Annotated in this window: 18 protein-coding genes and 1 riboswitch; of the genes, 5 read left to right on the top strand and 13 right to left on the bottom strand. The window is 40.2% G+C overall.

The window, feature by feature from the left end; genetic code table 11:
* Nucleotides 1-8 precede the first annotated feature (8 nt).
* From BLS38_RS06685 to sdhC, 5 genes are all read right to left on the bottom strand, one after another.
* A complete protein-coding gene (locus BLS38_RS06685) occupies nucleotides 9-2,831 on the bottom strand; it encodes a 2-oxoglutarate dehydrogenase E1 component (protein WP_213030504.1) in 2,823 nt (940 codons plus the stop codon).
* Between the two features lie 436 nt (nucleotides 2,832-3,267).
* Complete coding sequence (locus tag BLS38_RS06680; protein ID WP_092747916.1) at nucleotides 3,268-3,978, bottom strand: succinate dehydrogenase iron-sulfur subunit; 711 nt, start codon at nucleotides 3,976-3,978, stop codon at nucleotides 3,268-3,270.
* Nucleotides 3,979-3,992: 14 nt separating this feature from the next.
* Nucleotides 3,993-5,888 carry an FAD-dependent oxidoreductase gene (locus tag BLS38_RS06675; protein WP_092747914.1) on the bottom strand — a complete coding sequence of 632 codons (1,896 nt, stop codon included), beginning with the start codon at nucleotides 5,886-5,888 and terminating at the stop codon, nucleotides 3,993-3,995.
* A 14-nt stretch (nucleotides 5,889-5,902) separates the two neighbouring features.
* Nucleotides 5,903-6,271 carry a succinate dehydrogenase, hydrophobic membrane anchor protein gene (sdhD, locus tag BLS38_RS06670; RefSeq protein ID WP_092747912.1) on the bottom strand — a complete coding sequence of 123 codons (369 nt, stop codon included), beginning with the start codon at nucleotides 6,269-6,271 and terminating at the stop codon, nucleotides 5,903-5,905.
* Nucleotides 6,268-6,672, bottom strand: coding sequence for a succinate dehydrogenase, cytochrome b556 subunit (gene sdhC, locus BLS38_RS06665; RefSeq protein ID WP_092747910.1), 405 nt, complete (start codon nucleotides 6,670-6,672; stop codon nucleotides 6,268-6,270). Before sdhC ends, sdhD begins: the two co-directional genes overlap by 4 nt.
* 769 nt (nucleotides 6,673-7,441) lie before the next feature.
* On the opposite strand from sdhC, the gene gltA reads away from it, so the two are divergent.
* On the top strand, nucleotides 7,442-8,710 hold the full coding sequence (gene gltA, locus BLS38_RS06660) for a citrate synthase (protein WP_092747908.1): 1,269 nt from the start codon (nucleotides 7,442-7,444) through the stop codon (nucleotides 8,708-8,710).
* 69 nt (nucleotides 8,711-8,779) lie between these two features.
* Here the strand turns inward: gltA and BLS38_RS12835 are convergent, their stop codons facing one another.
* From BLS38_RS12835 to BLS38_RS06635, 6 genes are all read right to left on the bottom strand, one after another.
* The gene (locus BLS38_RS12835) at nucleotides 8,780-8,959 is read right to left on the bottom strand and encodes a PA1571 family protein (RefSeq protein WP_171258551.1); all 180 of its coding nucleotides are present in this window, start codon (nucleotides 8,957-8,959) and stop codon (nucleotides 8,780-8,782) included.
* Between the two features lie 131 nt (nucleotides 8,960-9,090).
* Complete coding sequence (rng, locus tag BLS38_RS06655) at nucleotides 9,091-10,545, bottom strand: ribonuclease G (RefSeq protein ID WP_092747906.1); 1,455 nt, start codon at nucleotides 10,543-10,545, stop codon at nucleotides 9,091-9,093.
* 36 nt (nucleotides 10,546-10,581) lie between these two features.
* Nucleotides 10,582-11,151 carry a Maf family nucleotide pyrophosphatase gene (locus BLS38_RS06650; RefSeq protein WP_092747904.1) on the bottom strand — a complete coding sequence of 190 codons (570 nt, stop codon included), beginning with the start codon at nucleotides 11,149-11,151 and terminating at the stop codon, nucleotides 10,582-10,584.
* Nucleotides 11,139-11,630: a rod shape-determining protein MreD gene (gene mreD / locus BLS38_RS06645; protein ID WP_092747902.1), complete on the bottom strand. Its 492-nt coding sequence runs from the start codon at nucleotides 11,628-11,630 to the stop codon at nucleotides 11,139-11,141. The genes BLS38_RS06650 and mreD overlap by 13 nt, the downstream gene beginning before the upstream one ends.
* A complete protein-coding gene (gene mreC, locus BLS38_RS06640; protein WP_092747900.1) occupies nucleotides 11,617-12,474 on the bottom strand; it encodes a rod shape-determining protein MreC in 858 nt (285 codons plus the stop codon). The genes mreD and mreC overlap by 14 nt, the downstream gene beginning before the upstream one ends.
* Nucleotides 12,475-12,491: 17 nt before the next feature.
* The gene (locus tag BLS38_RS06635) at nucleotides 12,492-13,532 is read right to left on the bottom strand and encodes a rod shape-determining protein (protein WP_092747898.1); all 1,041 of its coding nucleotides are present in this window, start codon (nucleotides 13,530-13,532) and stop codon (nucleotides 12,492-12,494) included.
* A gap of 131 nt (nucleotides 13,533-13,663) precedes the next feature.
* Between BLS38_RS06635 and gatC the strand changes: the two genes are divergently transcribed.
* The 4 genes from gatC to BLS38_RS06615 all read left to right on the top strand — a co-directional run bounded on the left by gatC (nucleotide 13,664) and on the right by BLS38_RS06615 (nucleotide 17,609).
* On the top strand, nucleotides 13,664-13,975 hold the full coding sequence (gene gatC / locus BLS38_RS06630) for an Asp-tRNA(Asn)/Glu-tRNA(Gln) amidotransferase subunit GatC (RefSeq protein ID WP_092748038.1): 312 nt from the start codon (nucleotides 13,664-13,666) through the stop codon (nucleotides 13,973-13,975).
* Between the two features lie 34 nt (nucleotides 13,976-14,009).
* Nucleotides 14,010-15,488: an Asp-tRNA(Asn)/Glu-tRNA(Gln) amidotransferase subunit GatA gene (gene gatA, locus BLS38_RS06625; RefSeq protein ID WP_092747896.1), complete on the top strand. Its 1,479-nt coding sequence runs from the start codon at nucleotides 14,010-14,012 to the stop codon at nucleotides 15,486-15,488.
* Nucleotides 15,488-16,942, top strand: a complete 1,455-nt coding sequence (gatB, locus tag BLS38_RS06620) for an Asp-tRNA(Asn)/Glu-tRNA(Gln) amidotransferase subunit GatB (RefSeq protein ID WP_092747894.1) — start codon at nucleotides 15,488-15,490, stop codon at nucleotides 16,940-16,942. The genes gatA and gatB overlap by 1 nt, the downstream gene beginning before the upstream one ends.
* Before the next feature lie 163 nt (nucleotides 16,943-17,105).
* A complete protein-coding gene (locus BLS38_RS06615; protein ID WP_092747892.1) occupies nucleotides 17,106-17,609 on the top strand; it encodes a DUF4334 domain-containing protein in 504 nt (167 codons plus the stop codon).
* 54 nt (nucleotides 17,610-17,663) lie between these two features.
* Here the strand turns inward: BLS38_RS06615 and sbmA are convergent, their stop codons facing one another.
* Both sbmA and BLS38_RS06605 read right to left on the bottom strand, forming a co-directional pair.
* A complete protein-coding gene (gene sbmA, locus BLS38_RS06610) occupies nucleotides 17,664-18,854 on the bottom strand; it encodes a peptide antibiotic transporter SbmA (protein ID WP_092747890.1) in 1,191 nt (396 codons plus the stop codon).
* A gap of 131 nt (nucleotides 18,855-18,985) precedes the next feature.
* Complete coding sequence (locus BLS38_RS06605) at nucleotides 18,986-20,254, bottom strand: D-amino acid dehydrogenase (RefSeq protein ID WP_092747888.1); 1,269 nt, start codon at nucleotides 20,252-20,254, stop codon at nucleotides 18,986-18,988.
* Between the two features lie 118 nt (nucleotides 20,255-20,372).
* Nucleotides 20,373-20,458, bottom strand: a riboswitch (glycine riboswitch).
* Nucleotides 20,459-20,624 lie beyond the last annotated feature (166 nt).

Raw genomic sequence — 20,624 nt, 5'->3', positions numbered from 1 at the left:
TCTCCTGATTATTCAGCTTCAATCGCAAGTGCGTCAGAAATAAGCTGGTTTTGTTGTTGTGCATGTAAGTAAGGTGAACCACATGCAGGAGCTGCTGCTACTTTACGACCTGCAAATTTTAATTTGATCGCACGCTCAGTTTGGGCAATCCCTTCAAATAATTGCGGTGCAATAAATTGCCAAGCCCCTTGGTTTTTCGGCTCTTCTTGACACCACACCACATCTGTTAAGTTTGGATAGCTAGCGAACACTTCGGCAATACGCTGTTCTGGGTATGGATATAATTGTTCAACACGCACAATGGCTGTATTTTCTAAAGCACAGCTACGGCGTTTTGCCAATAAATCGTAGTAGACTTTGCCCCCACACAGTACCACACGTGTAACCGCATCATGTGCCAAAGTATCGACTTCATCAATCACTGTTTTAAACTGTCCTACAGCCAAATCATTTAATGTAGATACTGCCTCTTTATGGCGTAATAATGATTTTGGTGCCATCACAATCAGAGGTTTACGTAGCGGGCGCACGACTTGTCTTCTGAGTAAATGGAACATTTGTGCAGGTGTCGTTGGTGTCACGACTTGCATATTATCTTCCGCACAGAGCTGTAAAAAACGCTCTAAACGTGCAGATGAATGCTCAGGCCCTTGCCCTTCAAAACCGTGTGGTAATAGCATCACTAAACCACACACACGCTCCCACTTGGTTTCACCAGATGCAATAAATTGATCAATCACCACTTGGGCACAGTTAACAAAATCACCAAACTGAGCTTCCCACACTACGAGTGCATGCGGTTGGGTGGTCGCATAACCATACTCATAGGCCAATACAGCTTCTTCAGACAATAAAGAATCCCACAATGCAAAGCGAGGCTGATTTTCTTTAATGTGACATAGCGGTAAATATTCTTGACCATTTTTTTGGTTATGTAGTTTGGCATGACGATGCGAGAACGTCCCACGACCGACATCTTCACCACTAATACGAACCAAGTAACCATCGTCTAAAATGGTAGCATAAGCTAAAACCTCAGCAGCTCCCCAGTTTAATGGTATTTCACCGGTTTGCATTTTCAAACGTTCATCAATTACTTTTTCAACTTGACGTTGTAATTCAAAGCCTTCTGGACGCTCATGCATAATCTTGCCGAGTTCTTTTAAGCGCTCAAGGCTAAATGATGTATCCCAATCATCGGTATAGTCCATACCTAAATATGGCTTCCAATCGACAAACATTTTTTTGTTCGGTTCAAGTACCAATGCATTTGCTACATGCTTGCCCGCTTCGAGATCTGCACGGTAACGTTCAATCATGCGGTCAGCAGTTGCACGGTCAACAATATGTTGCTGTACAAGCGTATCTGCATACAAAGTGCGGGTTGTCGCTTTTTGACTAATGGCTTTATACATACTTGGCTGTGTGCCAGATGGCTCATCTGCTTCATTATGGCCACGGCGACGATAGCAAAATAAGTCTAAAACGACATCTTTACGGAAGGTATGACGAAAATCATGTGCAAGCTGAGTAATAAATACTACCGCTTCAGGGTCATCACCATTCACATGAAAGATCGGTGCTTGCACCATTTTTGCAATGTCTGTGCAGTACTCTGTAGAACGAGCATCTTTCGGGTTAGATGTCGTAAAACCCACTTGGTTATTTACAATAATATGTACTGTACCACCCACCGTATAGCCACGTGTTTGTGACATCTGGAAGGTTTCCATATTTACGCCTTGCCCTGCAAAAGCAGCATCACCATGAATAATAATTGGCAATACATCATCACCGCCAATGTCTTTACGGCGAACTTGGCGAGCACGTACAGACCCTTCAACCACAGGGCCAACAATTTCTAGGTGCGAGGGGTTAAATGCCAAAGCAAGATGTACTTCACCACCTGCTGTCATTACATTAGATGAAAAGCCTTGGTGATATTTCACATCGCCTGAACCTTTTTTATGTAAGGCTTTCCCTTCAAACTCACCAAAAAGTTCGGCTGGGTTTTTACCCATCGTATTTACAAGTACATTTAAACGACCGCGGTGTGGCATACCAATCACCACTTCTTTACAGCCGACTGCACCTGCTTGTTGTATGAGTTCATTCATCATAGGAATAAAAGATTCAGCACCTTCTAAACCAAAACGTTTGGCCCCGACATATTTACTACCTAAATATTTTTCTAACCCTTCTGCAGCGGTTAAGCGCTCTAAAATATTCTTTTTTTGCTCAACAGATAAACCATACTGCCCACGTGCCCCTTCTAAACGTTGTTGAATCCAACGTTTTTCAGCAGTGTTCACAATATGCATATACTCTGCACCAATAGACTGACAGTAGATGGCTTCCATTGCATCAACCATTTCGCCTAAGGTCGCTTCTGGTTTACCAATCGCTAAGTTAGCAGTATTAAATACTGTATCCAAATCAGACTTGGTTAAACCATGCGTACTTAAGTCTAAATCAGGAACTTCTTCACGTTTGGCAATACCAAGCGGATCTAGTTTGGCTTTTTGATGACCACGGTTACGGTAACCTGCAATGAGTTGCAAAATCCCAATTTGACGGTGTTCATGTGCTGTGCTTACGCTACTAGATACCACAGGTGTCATGCGGTTAGCATTACGTCCAAGCAATAGAAATTGCTCACGGACTGCCCCATGCGGTTGATCACCTTTTGGAAACTTATCAAAGTATGTTCGCCAGTCGTCACTGACTGAGGTTGGAGAAGTTAAGTACTGTTCGTATAGTTCTTCTATATACGCTGCACTGTCAGCTGAAAGTTCAGTATCTAGACGCAGTGCGTTTGCAACTTCTTGCATTTTTGGACCCATTTCCTTTACTGCAAAAATTAAACGGTTGCTTGATCTCAAGTAACCCTTGATCAACCTGTTTAAACACATTTTTCAATGTGACTCAATCAAACTTATTGTTCAATCCATTGAGTGATGTACGGTTGAAATACATCAAATAAGTCAATAAAAACACAGTACATTTTATAAATATAGCGAGTATATTACTCAATATATTGCGTAATTTTTTGCAAACCGACTTAGAAAAAATAAATGACTTAATTTAACTTTTCTAAAGCGACTATATCCTTATACTCACTTCATCATCACGTTAAAATTTAAACTCACTGGCCGTAGCACTGTACAGGAGTATTTCAAGTACAGTGCTTAAGCATTTTTTACATAAATATTACTTTTTTCAAGCGACCTATGCACATTAGAACGCATTTAAATCGCTATAAGTAGACTATCCTGCTTGATCTAACAACATGCCACGGATATGACCAATCGCTTTGGTTGGGTTCAATCCTTTTGGACATACTGCGACACAGTTCATAATGCCTTTACAACGAAATAGACTAAATGGGTCATCTAAACGTGCAAGGCGCTCCGCTGTTGCGGTATCTCTTGAGTCAATAATAAAGCGGTACGCATTTAACAATGCAGACGGCCCTAAAAACTTATCAGGATTCCACCAAAATGACGGACAAGAGGTTGAACAACATGCACACAAAATACACTCATACAAACCATCCAAGTGCTCTCGCTCCGCAGGTGTTTGCAAGCGTTCTTTCGGGGGTGCAGGTTGATTATTCACTAAAAATGGTTGGATCTTGTCATACTGGTCATAAAACTGGTTCATATCAACCACAAGGTCTTTAATCACTGGCAAACCAGGTAACGGACGAATCACAATCTTTTTAGGTAAGTCATTAAGGTTAAGCAAACAAGCCAAACCATTTTTACCATTAATATTTACACCATCCGAACCGCAAATTCCTTCTCGGCAAGAGCGTCTAAATGTCAATGTTTCGTCTTGCACTTTTAATGCCAACAAGGCATCAAGTAACATACGATGCTTCTCTGTCAGCTCAAGGGTAAACGTTTGCATGTACGGCGCTGTATCCTTATCAGGATCATAGCGGTAGATTTCAAAGGTACGCGTGCCTCTACTCATGTCTATCTCCCAATTTAGAATGTACGTGGCTTCGGTTGAATTGCATCAACCGTTAATGGCTTGTAGCGTACTGGCTTGTACTCTAAACGGTTATCTGAGGCATACCACAATGTATGCTTCATCCATTCATCATCACGGCGACCATAAGAATATGTCGGATGCTCTGCAGGTAGTTCATAGTCAACTACCGTATGTGCCCCACGACATTCTTTACGTGCTGCAGCTGAAATTAACGTTGCTTTAGCAACTTCATATAAGTTTTCAACTTCAAGTGCTTCAATACGTGCTGTATTAAAGACTTTAGATTTATCTTTTAAATGAATATTTTGAACACGTGGTGCAATGGCTAAAATTTCTTTTACCCCTTGATCAAGCAAAGCTTGTGTTCTAAAAACACCTGCATGATTTTGCACAATTTCACGAATCTCATCGGCTACGTCTTGTGCATTTTCACCAGCTGCTGAATCATCTAATTTTTTGACTCTTTCTAACGTTTGTTGCAATACATTGGTTGGCAAAGGTGCATAGTCATCACCGTGATGCTTGGTTACATAGTCAATAATATGCTCACCCGCTGCTTTACCAAACACGACCAAATCTAGCAGTGAGTTTGTCCCTAAACGATTTGCGCCATGCACAGACACACAAGAACATTCACCAATGGCATAAAACCCTTTGACAGGTTGCGTAAAGTTGCGCTCACCGTCTGCACGGTATTGGTCTTGCTTAACATCATAGCCTGCCTGTAAAGGCTTTTCTTCTGCTGTTGCGGGAATAACCACTTGACCATGAATATTGGTTGGAATACCACCCATCTGATAATGAATGGTTGGTACAACAGGAATAGGCTCTTTAGTAATATCTACATTGGCAAACTTTTTACCAATTTCAAAAACTGAAGGCAGACGCTTCATAATGGTACTTGCACCTAAATGTGTCATATCGAGTAAGATATAATCACCTTTAGGGCCACAACCGCGACCTTCTTTAATTTCTTGATCCATTGAGCGTGACACAAAATCACGTGGTGCAAGATCTTTTAATGTCGGTGCATAACGTTCCATAAACGGTTCGCCATCTTTATTTCTTAAAATTGCACCTTCACCACGACAACCTTCTGTAAGCAACACACCAGCACCAGCTACGCCTGTGGGATGAAATTGCCAAAACTCCATATCTTGTAACGGTATGCCTGCACGAGCAGCCATACCCAAACCATCACCTGTATTAATATAAGCATTGGTCGATGCACGATACACACGCCCTGCACCACCTGTTGCAAACAACGTCGTTTTGGCTTGAAAAACTGCAATATCACCTGTTTCTTGGTCATATGCGGTGACACCAAGAACATCACCTGCGTCATTACGAATCAGATCTAAAGCAATCCACTCTACAAAAAACTGTGTACCCATTTTAACGTTACTTTGGTACAAGGTATGTAAAAGTGCATGCCCTGTACGGTCAGCAGCAGCACATGCTCTAGGCACTGCTTTTTCACCATAGTTGGCTGAATGACCACCAAATGGACGCTGATAGATCGTACCATCTTCATTACGGTCAAACGGCATACCCATATGCTCTAGTTCATACACCACTTTCGGTGCTTCACGGCACATAAATTCAATCGCATCTTGGTCACCTAACCAGTCCGATCCTTTTACAGTGTCGTAGAAGTGATAGTGCCAATTGTCTTCTTGCATATTACCTAAAGACGCACCGATACCACCTTGTGCTGCGACAGTATGTGAACGTGTCGGAAAAACTTTTGTGAGTACTGCAACTTTCAACCCTGCTTGTGCTAACTGATAAGCTGCTCGCATACCCGAGCCACCACCACCAACGATCACCGTATCAAAGGTCAGGTTTTGAATATTAGAATAATTTTCTTTGGGAGTAATTGCGCCCATGATCTGTTACCGCCTTATTTATTTGCCCAAAAAATCTGGATACACCAAATTGCATACACAAAAACCGCCACAATAACCAATGTGGTCAGTATTAAACGTAAACGAGGTGCAAATGGTCCCATTTGCCTTGTTGTGACATAGTCTGTAAAAACCTGCCACATACCAATCCATGCATGGGAAACCAAAGATAAAACAGCCAGTAAAGATAAGATTTTCATGGGTAGTGTCAGCATGAACCCTGACCATTGCTCATAGCTAAAACCGCTATGAAATAAAATCCAGCCAAATACAACAACAGTATACACAGCTAAGATAACGGCACTTACACGCTGAATAAACCAATCACGTGACCCTGAGCCAGTTAAACCAGTGGCACTTTTCATAAGACAACAATCCATATAAATGCTGCAACAATCCCTATTGCAGATACAATTAATGAAACCATCGCAGCCGTACGTCCACTATGAAGCTCTTCAAAGTGACCTAAATCTGCAAGTAAGTGACGAACACTAGCAACAAAATGATAGATTAACCCAGCAACAAATGCCCATACCACAAAGCGTACTGCAATATGGCCAAACACATGCTCTTTTACGTAAGCAAATCCATCGGCTGAAGAGAGTGATTTATCCAATATCCAAAGTAAAACTGGAATCAGTAAAAATACGATTACACCAGAGAGACGATGTAATATAGAGGCTATAGCCACGGGTGAGCGCAAGTTAACCGCTAACACCTGTCCCATGGTTAAATTGACAGGTCTATTACTTTTCACAGCGGGCATCCTATATGTAAAAACCCTATCTAGGTTTATTTAATCAACTTAATGAAGGAAAGCTAGCGTATGATTCGGGCATCCTTCGCCCAAACTTTATTCTGCCTGAATTATAAAGTGGCTATTTTAAAAACTCAAACAACCTCATAGACCCTAAAATTAGATAAAAAAGGCATAAAATCTTAATTTTCAACTGCTAGAAAAACACAAAAATAAATACATTTAATTATTTAAAATCATTTATTTATAATAAAAAATACTCTAAATAAAATATAAAATATTGTATAAAATATAGCCACATTAAGTACATTATGTTTTAAATATACTGGTATTTTTTTTAGATATAGCTTAGGCCTATTTTGAGTTTAAATAGATATGACCTGTGCTTTACACGTATTCAAATCACCCCTTATTGCGTTTAAAAAAACTCATTCCAAACGATTTAACTCATTTAATTTTATGATTTTCTATATAAAAATTGACGATTAAGCATACATATTTATCCTATATCTTTTCTAAATAGATGAAATTACCACCATAAAACACTATATTTTTTAGCTCATGTTGAGTTACATTTAAGCACGAAGGATTCGAATATTGTTTTACGGCACATATTATGATAAATGGATATGTTTTTAATTAATATTTGCCAACTAAAACAAGTTAATAATAAAAACTCAGCTTTCCTTCTTTAATACAGCAACTTTATCAAGCCAATTTGCAAGATAAAGCAGCACACAACGATCAGATTACATTCACCAGGACAGGAGATCTCTGAATGTCTGAAGCAACTGGCAAGAAAGCCTTATTACAACTTGATGGAAAAACGATAGAACTACCGATTTATAAAGGTACGCTAGGCCCCGATGTTATAGATGTAAAGGATATACTCGCATCAGGCCATTTCACGTTTGACCCAGGTTTTATGTCAACCGCTTCATGTGAGTCAAAAATTACTTACATTGATGGTAACGCCGGCACACTACTGCACCGCGGCTATCCAATTGACCAACTCGCGATGAATGCAGATTACTTAACCACCTGCTATTTACTGATTAATGGCGAGCTCCCCACACCTGAACAAAAAAGCGAGTTTGATCAACAAATTCGTACGCATACCATGGTTCATGACCAAGTAAGTCGTTTCTTTAATGGCTTTAGGCGAGATGCTCACCCTATGGCTATTATGGTTGGCGTTGTAGGTGCATTATCTGCGTTTTATCATAATAATTTAGACTTAGATGATATTAATCATAGAGAAATTACAGCCATTCGATTATTGGCAAAAGTACCAACACTTGCAGCATGGAGCTATAAGTATACAGTGGGTCAACCATTTATGTACCCATGCAATGACTTAGGCTATGCAGAAAACTTTTTGCATATGATGTTTGCAACTCCTGCCGACCGTAATTATCAAGTCAACCCTATTCATGCCAAAGCCATGGATCGAATTTTTACCTTACATGCAGACCATGAGCAAAATGCCTCTACGTCTACAGTGCGCCTTGCAGGCTCTACAGGTGCAAACCCTTACGCATGTATTTCAGCAGGTATTGCTGCTTTATGGGGTCCTGCACACGGCGGTGCAAATGAAGCCGTACTCAAAATGCTTGATGAAATTGGTTCTATCGAAAATGTCGAACCATTCATGGAAAAGGTCAAAACTAAAGAAGTTAAACTCATGGGCTTTGGCCATCGTGTCTATAAAAACTTTGACCCACGCGCTAAAGTCATGAAGGAAACCTGTGATGAAGTACTGTCTGAGCTTGGCATTCATGACCCTCAGCTCAAACTCGCGATGGAGCTTGAACGTATAGCACTTTCAGATGAATACTTTATCAAACGCAACCTTTACCCAAATGTAGATTTTTATTCAGGTATTATTTTAAAAGCAATTGGCATTCCAACGTCAATGTTTACAGTGATTTTTGCACTGGCTCGTACTGTTGGTTGGATGAGCCACTGGCTAGAAATGCAATCAAGTCCACATAAAATTGGGCGCCCGCGCCAATTGTATACAGGCGAACAAAAACGAGACATGTAAGTAAATTTCTCAATAAAAAGGGCTACACCGTGTGTAGCCCTTTTTATATTGCTTAGAATTTTATTAGAGCTAGCTTTTGACTGTACGGCACTGCTTTAACAGCTCAATACAAATATCTTGAACCATTGTTGTTGTAATCGGTACTTCGCGACCTTCATCGTCAAGCATAAAACAATGATTTTTTACTGCATGTTGTTCTGCAACGTGGTGCGTATTGTTTTGCATGTTGTTCTCATCATGTATCTGCATAATTGCCTCACTCACTAAGACATGCCATCTAGACATCTATCTTTGGCTACCTAGATCTATAGTATTGAGAAATCACCGATGAAAGTAAACTGCCAGTTGTAACAAAGATTGAATGTATTTTTGTTACAACTTTAACTTAAAATGACATCATATTGCTCTTGCGTATACAGTGTTTCTACTTGCAGTTGTATGGATCGATTCAATAAAAACATAATATCTGTCAGTGCTGATGCTTCTTCTGTCAACATACGGTCAATAACCACGGTACTTGCAACCAATATAAAGCCCGTTTGGTGTGGATACTGTCGTGTCAGCTTCATCATCTCTCTAAAAATTTCATAGCAGACTGTTTCGGCAGTTTTTACAAATCCACGCCCCTGACACGTCGGACATGCATCGCACAATAAATGCTCTAATGATTCACGTGTACGCTTACGTGTCATTTCAACCAAGCCTAATTCAGACACTTGAGTGATTTTTGTTTTGGCATGATCTTTAGCTAATACAATTTCAAAATACTTTAATACTTCTGCACGATGAATCTCTTCTTGCATATCAATAAAGTCAATGATTAAAATACCGCCTAAATTTCGTAGCCTGAGTTGGCGACCAATGACCTCAGTGGCTTCCATATTGGTGCGATACACTGTATCTTCCAAGCTACGACCGCCCACGTATGAACCTGTATTCACATCAATGGTTGTCATGGCTTCAGTCTGATCTATCATTAAATAGCCACCTGACTTTAAAGCCACACGGGTTTGCAATGCTTTTTGAATATCATCTTCAATATGATAAGTTTCAAATAAAGGTTTTTGCTCACTGTGAAAAATAAGCCGTGTAGATAGCTGTGGCATAAACTCTGCCATAAATGCAGTAAGTGTATGGTAAACAGTTTCAGTATCTACATAAATTTTTTCGGTATGTTCTGAAGCAAGATCTCGTACCACACGTTGTGGTAAAGGCAATTCTTCAAACACCAAAGATGGCACAGTAATCGCTCTTTTTTTACGCTGAATATACTCCCATAAGCGACTTAAATATGCCATGTCTCGCTCAATAGAGTCTTCAGATGCTCCTTCAGCAGCAGTACGTATAATGACACTGCCCGGTAAAGCATATTTTCCTTTAATATGATCTATAATCGTTCTTAATCGAATGCGCTCACTTTCACTTTCAATTTTTTGTGACACACCCACGTGGCTACCAAAAGGCATAAAGACTAAGTAACGTGATGGAATAGATAAGTCTGTGGTCAGCCTCGCACCCTTGGTGCCAAGCATGTCTTTCATGACCTGTACAGTGAGAGTTTGCCCTTGCTGTAGTAATTCAAATACGTTGGGATTTGCCATACCCTTGGGCCAAACCATATCATTGATATGTAAAAATGCAGTTCTAGACAATCCAATATCCACAAATGCTGCTTGCATACCGGGTAGTACACGCACAACTTTACCTTTATAAATATTACCTACTAGACCACGCTTAAGCGTCCTTTCCACAAATACTTCATTAACTACGCAATCTTCTGTCAATGCAACCCGACACTCCATAGGTGTTACATTGATGAATAATTCATCAGACATAATAAAAGCTCAAATGTTATAAGAATTTTTGAACGACTAATTTAGTGCCTTAATCGTTTGCTGTAATAATTGATCTGTTTCGTATAGAGGTAGCCCAACGACATTGGTGTAACTACCAATAATTTCAGGAATATATTTTGCTGCAATCCCTTGTATTGCATAGGCACCTGCTTTGCCTATAGGCTCTTGAGTGGCCCAGTATTCTTCCATATCTTGTTCACTTAAAATAGCAAACTTAACTTGGGTTTTTACAACATTTTGACGAACAATACCTTCTTGTATTACACAAATCCCTGTATAAACATCATGGTATTGACCAGATAACTTTTGCCAAATGTCAAAAGCATGCTGTTTTGACATGGGCTTACCAATAATTTCTGATTGAATACTCAAACATGTATCTGCAGCCAATACTAAATGTTTAGGATATTTTTTAACAATAACACAGGCTTTTTCATAAGCCAAACGACTTACATAACATTGTGCTTGCTCTGCCGCATAAACACTTTCATCAATATTGGGTACACACACGTCAAAGGCATAACCAAGTTGTGATAAAAGCTCATGCCTACGTGGTGAGCCTGATGCTAAAATTAAAGGCGCCATCTTTTTAACATGTAATATATTAAGGGCCAACATAGAAGACTACTTATAATCGGTGGCCAACGGCGCATCAATGGATAATCAACGCTACCTAGCGTTTGTAATAGCCAAATAAAGACAACGTAACCCACTGTGGCTAAAATGCTTATAAACCACAAGTTTAAAAATGTAAGAATCCGTTTTTCTCTAATAAAATAACGTGTAATAAAGGCAACAAGTACAAATGCAGCAGCGTTTTGCCCTAAAGGTGCATCAATTAATAGGTCATAAAAAACACCTAGACCAAATGCAAACCATACGCCACACCATGTAGGTTGACACAAGACCCAAAACAACATAACCAACATTAAAATAAATGGTCGCCATGCTGAAATATCATAAGACAAGGGGTAAATGGTGAATACCGATGCAATAATGACTGTAAACACAATCACCAGTAATGGATCTTTTTTTCTCAGTGGTTTGTATTTAGCGATTAGCATACGGTTGTTCCTTGGCTAAAGAGTCAGAAAACAACACAACAACATAATGCCCACCTGCAAGTTGAGCTGCAGGTTTAATATCAATCTGTGCAAACTCACCTGTGTTTTGGCGTTGAATTTTATTGACTGTGCCCACTAAATAACCTGCTGGGAAATGCTCACCTAAACCAGAACTATAAATATTGTCACCGACCTGTAAATCAGCGCTGGTTGGTACATATTGCATTTTCAAACGCCCTAAATCACCTGTACCTGAAACAATCGCGCGCATACCTGTACGTTCTACCCGCACAGACAAAGAACTTTCTTTGTCAGAGAGTAAAAGCACGCGCGCATTACGCTGATGTACATCAATGATTTGTCCCATAATACCCTGATTATCAAGCACTACCTGACCTTGACGTAAACGATCTGCTGTACCACGGTTAATAATCACCACATGATGAAGTGGGTCTGTATCTGTACCAATGACCTCAGCAATTTCCATACGCCCATCAATAATTAAGGGCGTATCTAACAGGCCTCTGAGCCGTGTATTTTCTGCGGAAAGTTCAGACAGTTTTTGTAAGCGCACTTGGGCCTGCAAAAGCTCGGCTTGCATTGCTGTATTTTCACGGCGCAACTGCTCTTCAGACTTGGTTTTCTGCGTTAGCCACTCTCTAGAAATCACAGGATAACTTGCCACGGTGTATATGGGAGTATACATCGAGTACAGTACATCTCTTGCTGGTTGAACAACATGTGGCATACGCCAATCAAAAAATGACACCACCAAGCAAGTTATCATGGCAATAATAAACGAGCGAAATGATGGCGGTTGTCTTGAAAAAATATTCGGTTGCACCCGCCTTCCTACCTTAATTAACCCACAAAAAGCATGTCGTGATTTGGATCATCAAAGAACTCAAGCACTTTACCACCACCACGTGTTACACAAGTTAATGGCTCTTCAGCACACACAACTGGTAAGCCCGTTTCTCTTGATAACAGTTGATCTAAATTACGTAGTAACGCACCACCACCTGTTAATACAATGCCACGTTGAGCAATATCTGATGACAACTCAGGCGGTGTTTGCTCTAATGCAGATTTTACTGCACTTACAATACTTTGTAGTGGATCTGTAATCGCTTTAACCACTTCTTCTGAAGTCACAATAATTGAACGAGGTACACCTTCAGCCAAATTACGGCCACGAACTTCAATTTCAAGTTTTTCACCTTCATTGATGGCTGTACCCACTTCTTTTTTAATCAATTCGGCTGTAGTTTCACCAATTACACAACCATGCGCTTTGCGTACATAGTTAATAATTTGTTCATCAAACACATCACCACCAATACGCAGTGAGTCTGAATATACACAGCCTTGCAAAGAAATGATCGCGATTTCTGTTGTACCACCACCCACATCAACCACCATAGAACCGCATGCTTGTTCTACAGGTAATCCTGCACCAATTGCAGCTGCCATTGGTTCTTCAATTAAACGCACATCGCGTGCACCAGCATTGTATACTGCTTCACGAATTGCACGGCGTTCAACTAAAGTTGATTTACATGGCACACACACCACAACACGTGGCGCAGGTGGAAATAAACGTTTTTCGTGCACTTTACCAATAAATTGATTTAACATGGTTTCAGTGACTTCAAAGTCAGCGATCACGCCATCTTTCATTGGACGGATTGCAGAGATGTTGGCAGGCGTACGACCAAGCATCTGTTTCGCATCTAAACCGACTGCAGCGACAATTTTTTGTGAGCCACTATGGCGTATTGCCACAACAGTCGGTTCATTTAATATAATGCCTCGTCCAGGCGCATAAATAAGTGTGTTGGCTGTGCCTAAGTCAATAGCAAGATCTGGCGAAAACAAGCCAATTAGTCGTTTTAAAATCACGGGTCATTCCCAGTTTTTACAAATATGGACGCAAGGTGGCAACTTTAACTAAATGTGATGATTTGAACAAGTCAATCGCTTATCATATCACAGGATATTTCAAAGTTTTTGATACTGAACGAGGTGATTATATGTCAACCCCAGATACACAGCATACCGATTTAGATGCTCAAACCGTATCGAGCATTGCCAATCTCGCTCGATTATCTCTCAATGATACGCAATCTAAAGCATACGCACAAAGTTTAAATAAGATTTTAGACATGATGCATACATTGAAGAACATAAATACCGAGGGTGTCGAACCACTCAAGAGTCCATTTGACAACCCTCAACCATTGCGTGATGACTACGTGTCACAAAGCAACCATCGTAATGAATATCAAGCGGTTGCACCAAGTGTAGAGCAGGGTTTATATCTTGTTCCACGTGTTATTGAATAACCTTTTTCGATCAATTTGACCAATAGCAGATATTATGACTGATTTACATCGTTTAACGATTAAAGAACTCTCAAACGGGCTAAAACAAGGTGATTTTTCATCACGTGAGCTCACACAGCACTATCTTAACCGTATTGCAAAGATTGACCCACAGGTCAACAGCTACGTGACTGTAACCCCAGAACTTGCACTCGTACAGGCAGATGCAGCAGATGTTGCACTTCATGCAGGCAATGCTCACCCACTGACAGGCATTCCACTTGCACACAAAGATATTTTTTGTACGCAAGGCATTCGCACCTCTGCTGGTTCAAAAATGTTGGATAATTTTATCTCACCTTACGATGCCACTGTTGTTACAAAAATCAAACAAGCAAATATGGTAACACTCGGCAAAGTGAACATGGATGAGTTTGCTATGGGCTCTACAACAGAGAGCTCATTTTACGGCGCAACCAAAAACCCTTGGAACTTAAACCATGTACCCGGTGGATCTTCAGGTGGCTCTTCAGCGGTCATTGCAGCCGATCTTGCACCACTGGCGACAGGTACAGATACAGGCGGGTCTATTCGTCAACCTGCGTCTTTTTGTGGTCTCACAGGGCTAAAACCAACCTATGGCCGTGTATCTCGTTTTGGTATGATCGCATTTGCTTCATCTTTAGACCAAGCTGGCCCAATGGGTCGCTCTGCTGAAGACTGTGCTTATTTAATGAATGTATTGGCTGGACATGATGATAATGACTCTACTTCAGCACAACACCCTGTAGACGACTATATAAGCAACCTCAATCAAACCTCAATTCAAGGTTTACGCATTGGTATTCCAAAACAATACTTCAATGTAGATGGTTTACATATAGACGTTAAAAACCGTGTTGAAGACGCATTAAAGCAACTTGAAAGCATGGGTGCAATATTGGTTGAAGTTGACCTCAATATGGTTGAATCATACGTACCCACCTACTACCTCATTGCACCTGCTGAAGCCTCATCAAACTTGTCTCGTTACGACGGTGTGCGTTTCGGTTATCGCTGTGAAAACCCGCAAGACTTAAACGACCTTTACAAACGCTCTCGTTCAGAAGGGTTCGGTGAAGAAGTTAAACGCCGTATTTTAATTGGTACATACGCACTGTCTGCAGGCTACTACGATGCCTACTATGTGAAAGCTCAAAAAGTACGTCGCTTAATTCAAGAAGATTTCTTAAATGCCTTTACTCAAGTAGATGTGATTGCTGCACCATCTGCACCAACCACAGCATACAAAATTGGGGCAGCACTTGACCCTGTTGAAATGTATTTAGGCGACTTATACACCCTTGCAGCCAACCTTTCAGGACACCCAGCCATTAACGCACCTGTTGGTTTTGACCAACACGGCTTACCTGTAGGTTTACAGCTGATTGGTAATTATTGGTCAGAATCTCAACTACTTTCTGTTGTTCACCAATACCAACAAACTACCGACTGGCATAGCCAACGTGCTGAAATTGCAAAGGAGAATGTATAATGGCAAAGTTGATTGATGGCTGGGAAGTAGTGATTGGCTTAGAAATTCACACCCAACTAAACACACAGTCAAAAATATTTTCTGGCTCAAGCGTAGCATTTGGTGCTGAACCAAACACCCAAGCGAGTTTGGTTGATTTAGCCATGCCGGGCGTACTCCCTGTACTTAACCGTGAAGTTGTAGACAAAGCTATTCGCCTAGGTCTAGGCATAGACGCGAAGATTGATCGTGCTTCTGTGTTTGCTCGTAAAAACTACTTTTATCCAGACTCGCCAAAAGGCTACCAAATTAGCCAAATGGACAACCCGATTGTTGGTTTAGGTCATATTGATATCTTTTTAGAAGATGGCACACAAAAACGTATTGGCGTGACCCGTGCGCACTTAGAAGAAGATGCAGGCAAATCGCTGCATGAAGAATTCGAAGGTATGACCGGCATTGACTTAAACCGTGCGGGTACGCCATTACTTGAAATCGTATCTGAACCAGATATGCGCTCAACGGAAGAAGCTGTGGCCTATGTACGTGCCATGCACACACTTGTGCGTTGGTTAGGTATCTCTGATGGCAACATGGCAGAAGGCTCATTTCGCTGTGACTGCAACATATCACTGCGTAGACCCGGCGATGAATTCGGTACACGTTGCGAGTTAAAAAACATTAACTCATTCCGTTTTATTGAAAAAGCCATTGATGTTGAAATTGAACGCCAAATGGATATTTTAGAAAGTGGCGGGAAAATTGTACAAGAAACACGTTTGTTTGACCCAAACAAAATGGAAACCCGCTCTATGCGTAGCAAGGAAGAAGCCAACGACTATCGTTACTTCCCTGACCCAGACTTGCTCCCTGTACACATTTCAGAACAACAAATCTTAGACATTCAAGCAGACATGCCTGAGCTACCTCAAGCACGGCGTGAGCGTTTTATTAATGCCTATGCACTCACTGAATACGATGCTCGTGTACTGACTTTAAGTCGTGACATGGCGGACTTTTTTGAAGCAGTTGTGGTTGCGGCAGGTGGTGAAAAACATGCAAAAATTGCTGCTAACTGGGTGATGGGTGAATTTTCTGGTGCGCTTAACAAAGCAAATCTAGATATTACCCACTCACCCATCAGTGCAGCACAACTCGGTGGCATGGTTGCACGTATTGTAGACAACACCATTAGTGGGAAAATTGCCAAGCAAGTCTTTGCATACCTATGGGAGTCTCCAACACAAACCGCAGACCAAATTATTGCTGAAAAAGGGTTAAAACAAGAAACCGATACAGGTGCAATCGAAGCCATTATTAAAGACGTACTCGCAGCCAATGAAAAAATGGTTGAAGAGTATAAATCTGGCAAAGAAAAAGCCTTTAATGGTCTTGTTGGACAAGTCATGAAAGCATCACGGGGCAAAGCAAACCCAGCTCAAGTAAACCAACTTATGAAACAACTTTTAGATTAATCCATCAAAGATAATTTTTGGATTAGTCTAGGCTAATCCAAAAATACAACCCTCTATACAAACTTACATACTTTTCACATTTTCCTCATAAAACACCCTATACAGCCAAATAAATATATGTATAAATTTTCCTGCACGTTTAATAAAACGATAGGAAAAAAACATGACCAAATATGACCATAAAGAACAATTTGAATTTTTAAAAAGTAAACCACAAAATACTGAAGAGGAATTAATACAACTTTTTGACCAATTGCCTACAGTATCTGCACATCAAATTTTACACAGATGGAAAGGCGGTACTTTTTCTGGAGAATGGGACTCAGAAGAATTAAAACAAATCGGTTGGTATGGCAAATGGTTTAAGAGTCTTTTAGATGCTGTACCTATTATCTGCTACAACGACAAAGGCCAGCTTTTCTCTAATCAACTGATGCAAGGAGAAGCCACCATGTGGGATATCAGTTTCAGAGGAAAAGTTTCAGCCACAATGGTATACGACGGTAAACCTTTCTTTGATCACTTTAGAAAAATCGATGACAATACCCTCATGGGCATTATGAGTGGCAAACCAATTGAAGGTGCTCCTGAGTCTATTATGCAAGGTAAATATTCATTTTTTTATTTAGAGAAAGTAGATCAATTCCCTACACACTATATTTCATAAAATACCCACAAACTGAGTTGGCTAAAGTAATCCCTAAGCCAACTCAATCTCAAATCAAAGCTTAGATTCAAACATTTTCAAACGCTTCACAATAGACAGTAGCTCAACAATGGTTTTCCATGAGGTAATTAAATACTGAAAAGCTGAACGTACTTTATCAAATACATTTCCAATTTGGTTGATTAGACCTAAAGTGATTAAACCTGCCGAAATAGATGGAAACAGGACCACCAAGCTAAATAAGATATCGAGTTGCATATACCAATTACTGATTAAATTAAAATACGTATAATGGAAGTACAATCTAAAATAGTTATGACGTACATAACCGAACAACTCTTTTAATGTAGCAGGCTCTGCACGGTCGGCATGGTCTTCACCATAGACCAACTCTTTTCGGTATGCAGCTTCCACTTTCTGATTGTTAAACTCAAGTCCGGGTAGTTTAATGCCCACCACAAGCATCAATAAGGTACCAAATATAGACCAAACTACAGCTGCCCAAACCAATGAATGTGGAATCGCACCGACAATAGGTAAAACAGGTACATGCTTAGACAAAATAAACAATACGGGTAAAAATGCAATGAGGGTGATAATCGCTGAAATAAAGCGTACTCCAAGCGTTTCCATAATGGTGGCAAAACGCATGGTGTCTTCTTGCACACGCTGTGAAGCCCCCTCTATGTGACGTAACAAATGCCAATGTTCGGTATAGTACTCAGTCATTGCTGTTCGCCAACGGAAAATGTAATGACTAACAAAAAACACATTTAGGATCGTCACAAAAATAGAGACCATGGCAATATACATAAAGGTCAGCATACCCATATATAGATCATTAATATTGCCGCCATGTTTAGACAACATACTCTGGATTAAATCCCAAAATGGCCCATACCATGCATTAATGGCTACACTGACTTGTACATCAAACCAAATGTTAAAAATAATAAATGCTGAACCTAAAATAGACCAATATTGCCATGCATGATTTGCAACGACACGCCAAAAAATAAAAAATAAAGTAGTAAAACTAGTAAACCAAATATAGAACCAAATAAATGATAAATGCCAAAAACGACTCACCCCTATGGGTAATTCTTCAACAGCATATCCTTTAGTAAAGCCAAGCCACTCTCCCCAATGTTCGCCTCCTGTATACCATAGCAACATGCTCACGATACACCAGATGGTTGCAGATAAAAAAAATAGTTTAGGGTTGGGGAAAAAAGATTTAAACATAGAATTGAATCAAATTTTAACAAGTTTTGACTATAGTAAACACATCAAAGCCTTGTTTACTATGATAGATCTGTAGCCTAAAAAACGACTCTCGTATCACAAAAAGAGTCGCAGGCACATTTTCATACTCGTTAAGCCACTCGATACTGTTTTTGTTCAGTAAGGAGCATCTGTTGAATTTCTTCACTAATCATCACCGCTGTTGCTGCAGATAAAGTAAAACCTAAATGACCATGACCCGTATTATAAAATACACGAGGATGTCTACTGCGTTTCACTTTAGGCATCATATCAGGCATCATCGGGCGCAAACCACTCCACGGTACTGCCGACTCTGTAGACACTTCAAAGTTCTTATTAACCCAATCAATCAATGGCTGAATTCGATCTGCTCGAATATCACGATTATAACCATTGAATTCTGCTGTACCTGCCACCCTAAAACGATCTTTACCTAAACGTGATGTCACGATTTTTGCGCTTTCATCGAGCAAACTCACCCATGGCGCATTGTTTTGGCTCTGTTCATCCTCTAATGCAACGGTAATCGAATACCCTTTCACCGGGTAAATACTAACTCTATCACCAATGGTATTGGCCAAATGATAGCTTGCGACTCCACCACAGACGACGACAGCATCTGCATTGATTTCGTGGACCTGATTTACATCACCTTTAACATCTTCGGCACTAGATTGATATTTCACAGTAACACTACGATCATGATTCACCACAGAAGTGACTTCTGTACCAAAACGATAACTTACGCCATATTTTTTCGAAGCTTCGGCAAGCCCTGTACTAAATTTATGAATATCCCCTGTGGCATCGTCTTCAGTATAAAATCCTGCATAATAGTCACCTTGTAATGTTGGCTCTATTTTTTTCATTTCATCACTGGTGACTTCGTAGCGTTTTAAACCACCTTTGCGCAATAGATCATTGACATCACCTGCCACTTTAAAATCTTCTGCCGAATGATAAAAGTGTAAAATACCTTTCTTTTCTAAATTAAAATCAATGCCTTCTTTTTCAGCCACTTGAAACATACGTTCACGTGCGAGCAGTGCCAACTTAACAGTATCTATAGTATTTTTTTCATAGTGTTTAATATTCCCCATAAACTCCATCAACCACGCATACTTATGTAAGTCAAATGAAGGATTAATTAAAAGCGGAGCATCTTTTTTCGTCATCCACTTTAAACCTTTTAAAATGGTTGCCCGTTGATTCCACACTTCTGCATTACACGCAGACAGTTGCCCACCATTGGCAAAAGACGTTTCCATTGCGGGATATAAATGCTTATCTAGCACAGTCACTTCAAAACCCATTTGGCTCAGCTCATAAGCAGTTGTTACACCGGTTACACCTGCACCAATCACAATAATATGTGGCATAAAACATCTCCTTTAATGCTTTAGCCCCATCTGTACTTTGACCTGAGATCTTCAATAAAAGTAACCTTACTTTTATCTTCTTCCTTCGGTGAGCAAGTTTGCTTCTCTCCAGATTGATATATTGATTACAGTCCTTTTGCCTGAGAGATTCCGGGGTCGTTGCTCCTTCGGCGGGTACATGTACCACTCTCCTGTAATTGAGTAATATTTATGCAACCTACATGCCACATTTAATATAAACCACAAAAAAAACATATAAATCATAAAATACAGATTGAAACGACGCATTATGAAATACCATTCAAAGTCACTATTTTTAGATCTATCCATAAAATGAGATAATCTCACAATGACTTAAAGGGACAATTTA

The organism is Acinetobacter boissieri, from assembly GCF_900096955.1.
Lineage (GTDB): Bacteria > Pseudomonadota > Gammaproteobacteria > Pseudomonadales > Moraxellaceae > Acinetobacter > Acinetobacter boissieri.
The sequence above is the reverse complement of the archived record's forward strand: the minus strand, read 5'-3'. Positions and strand labels throughout refer to the sequence as shown.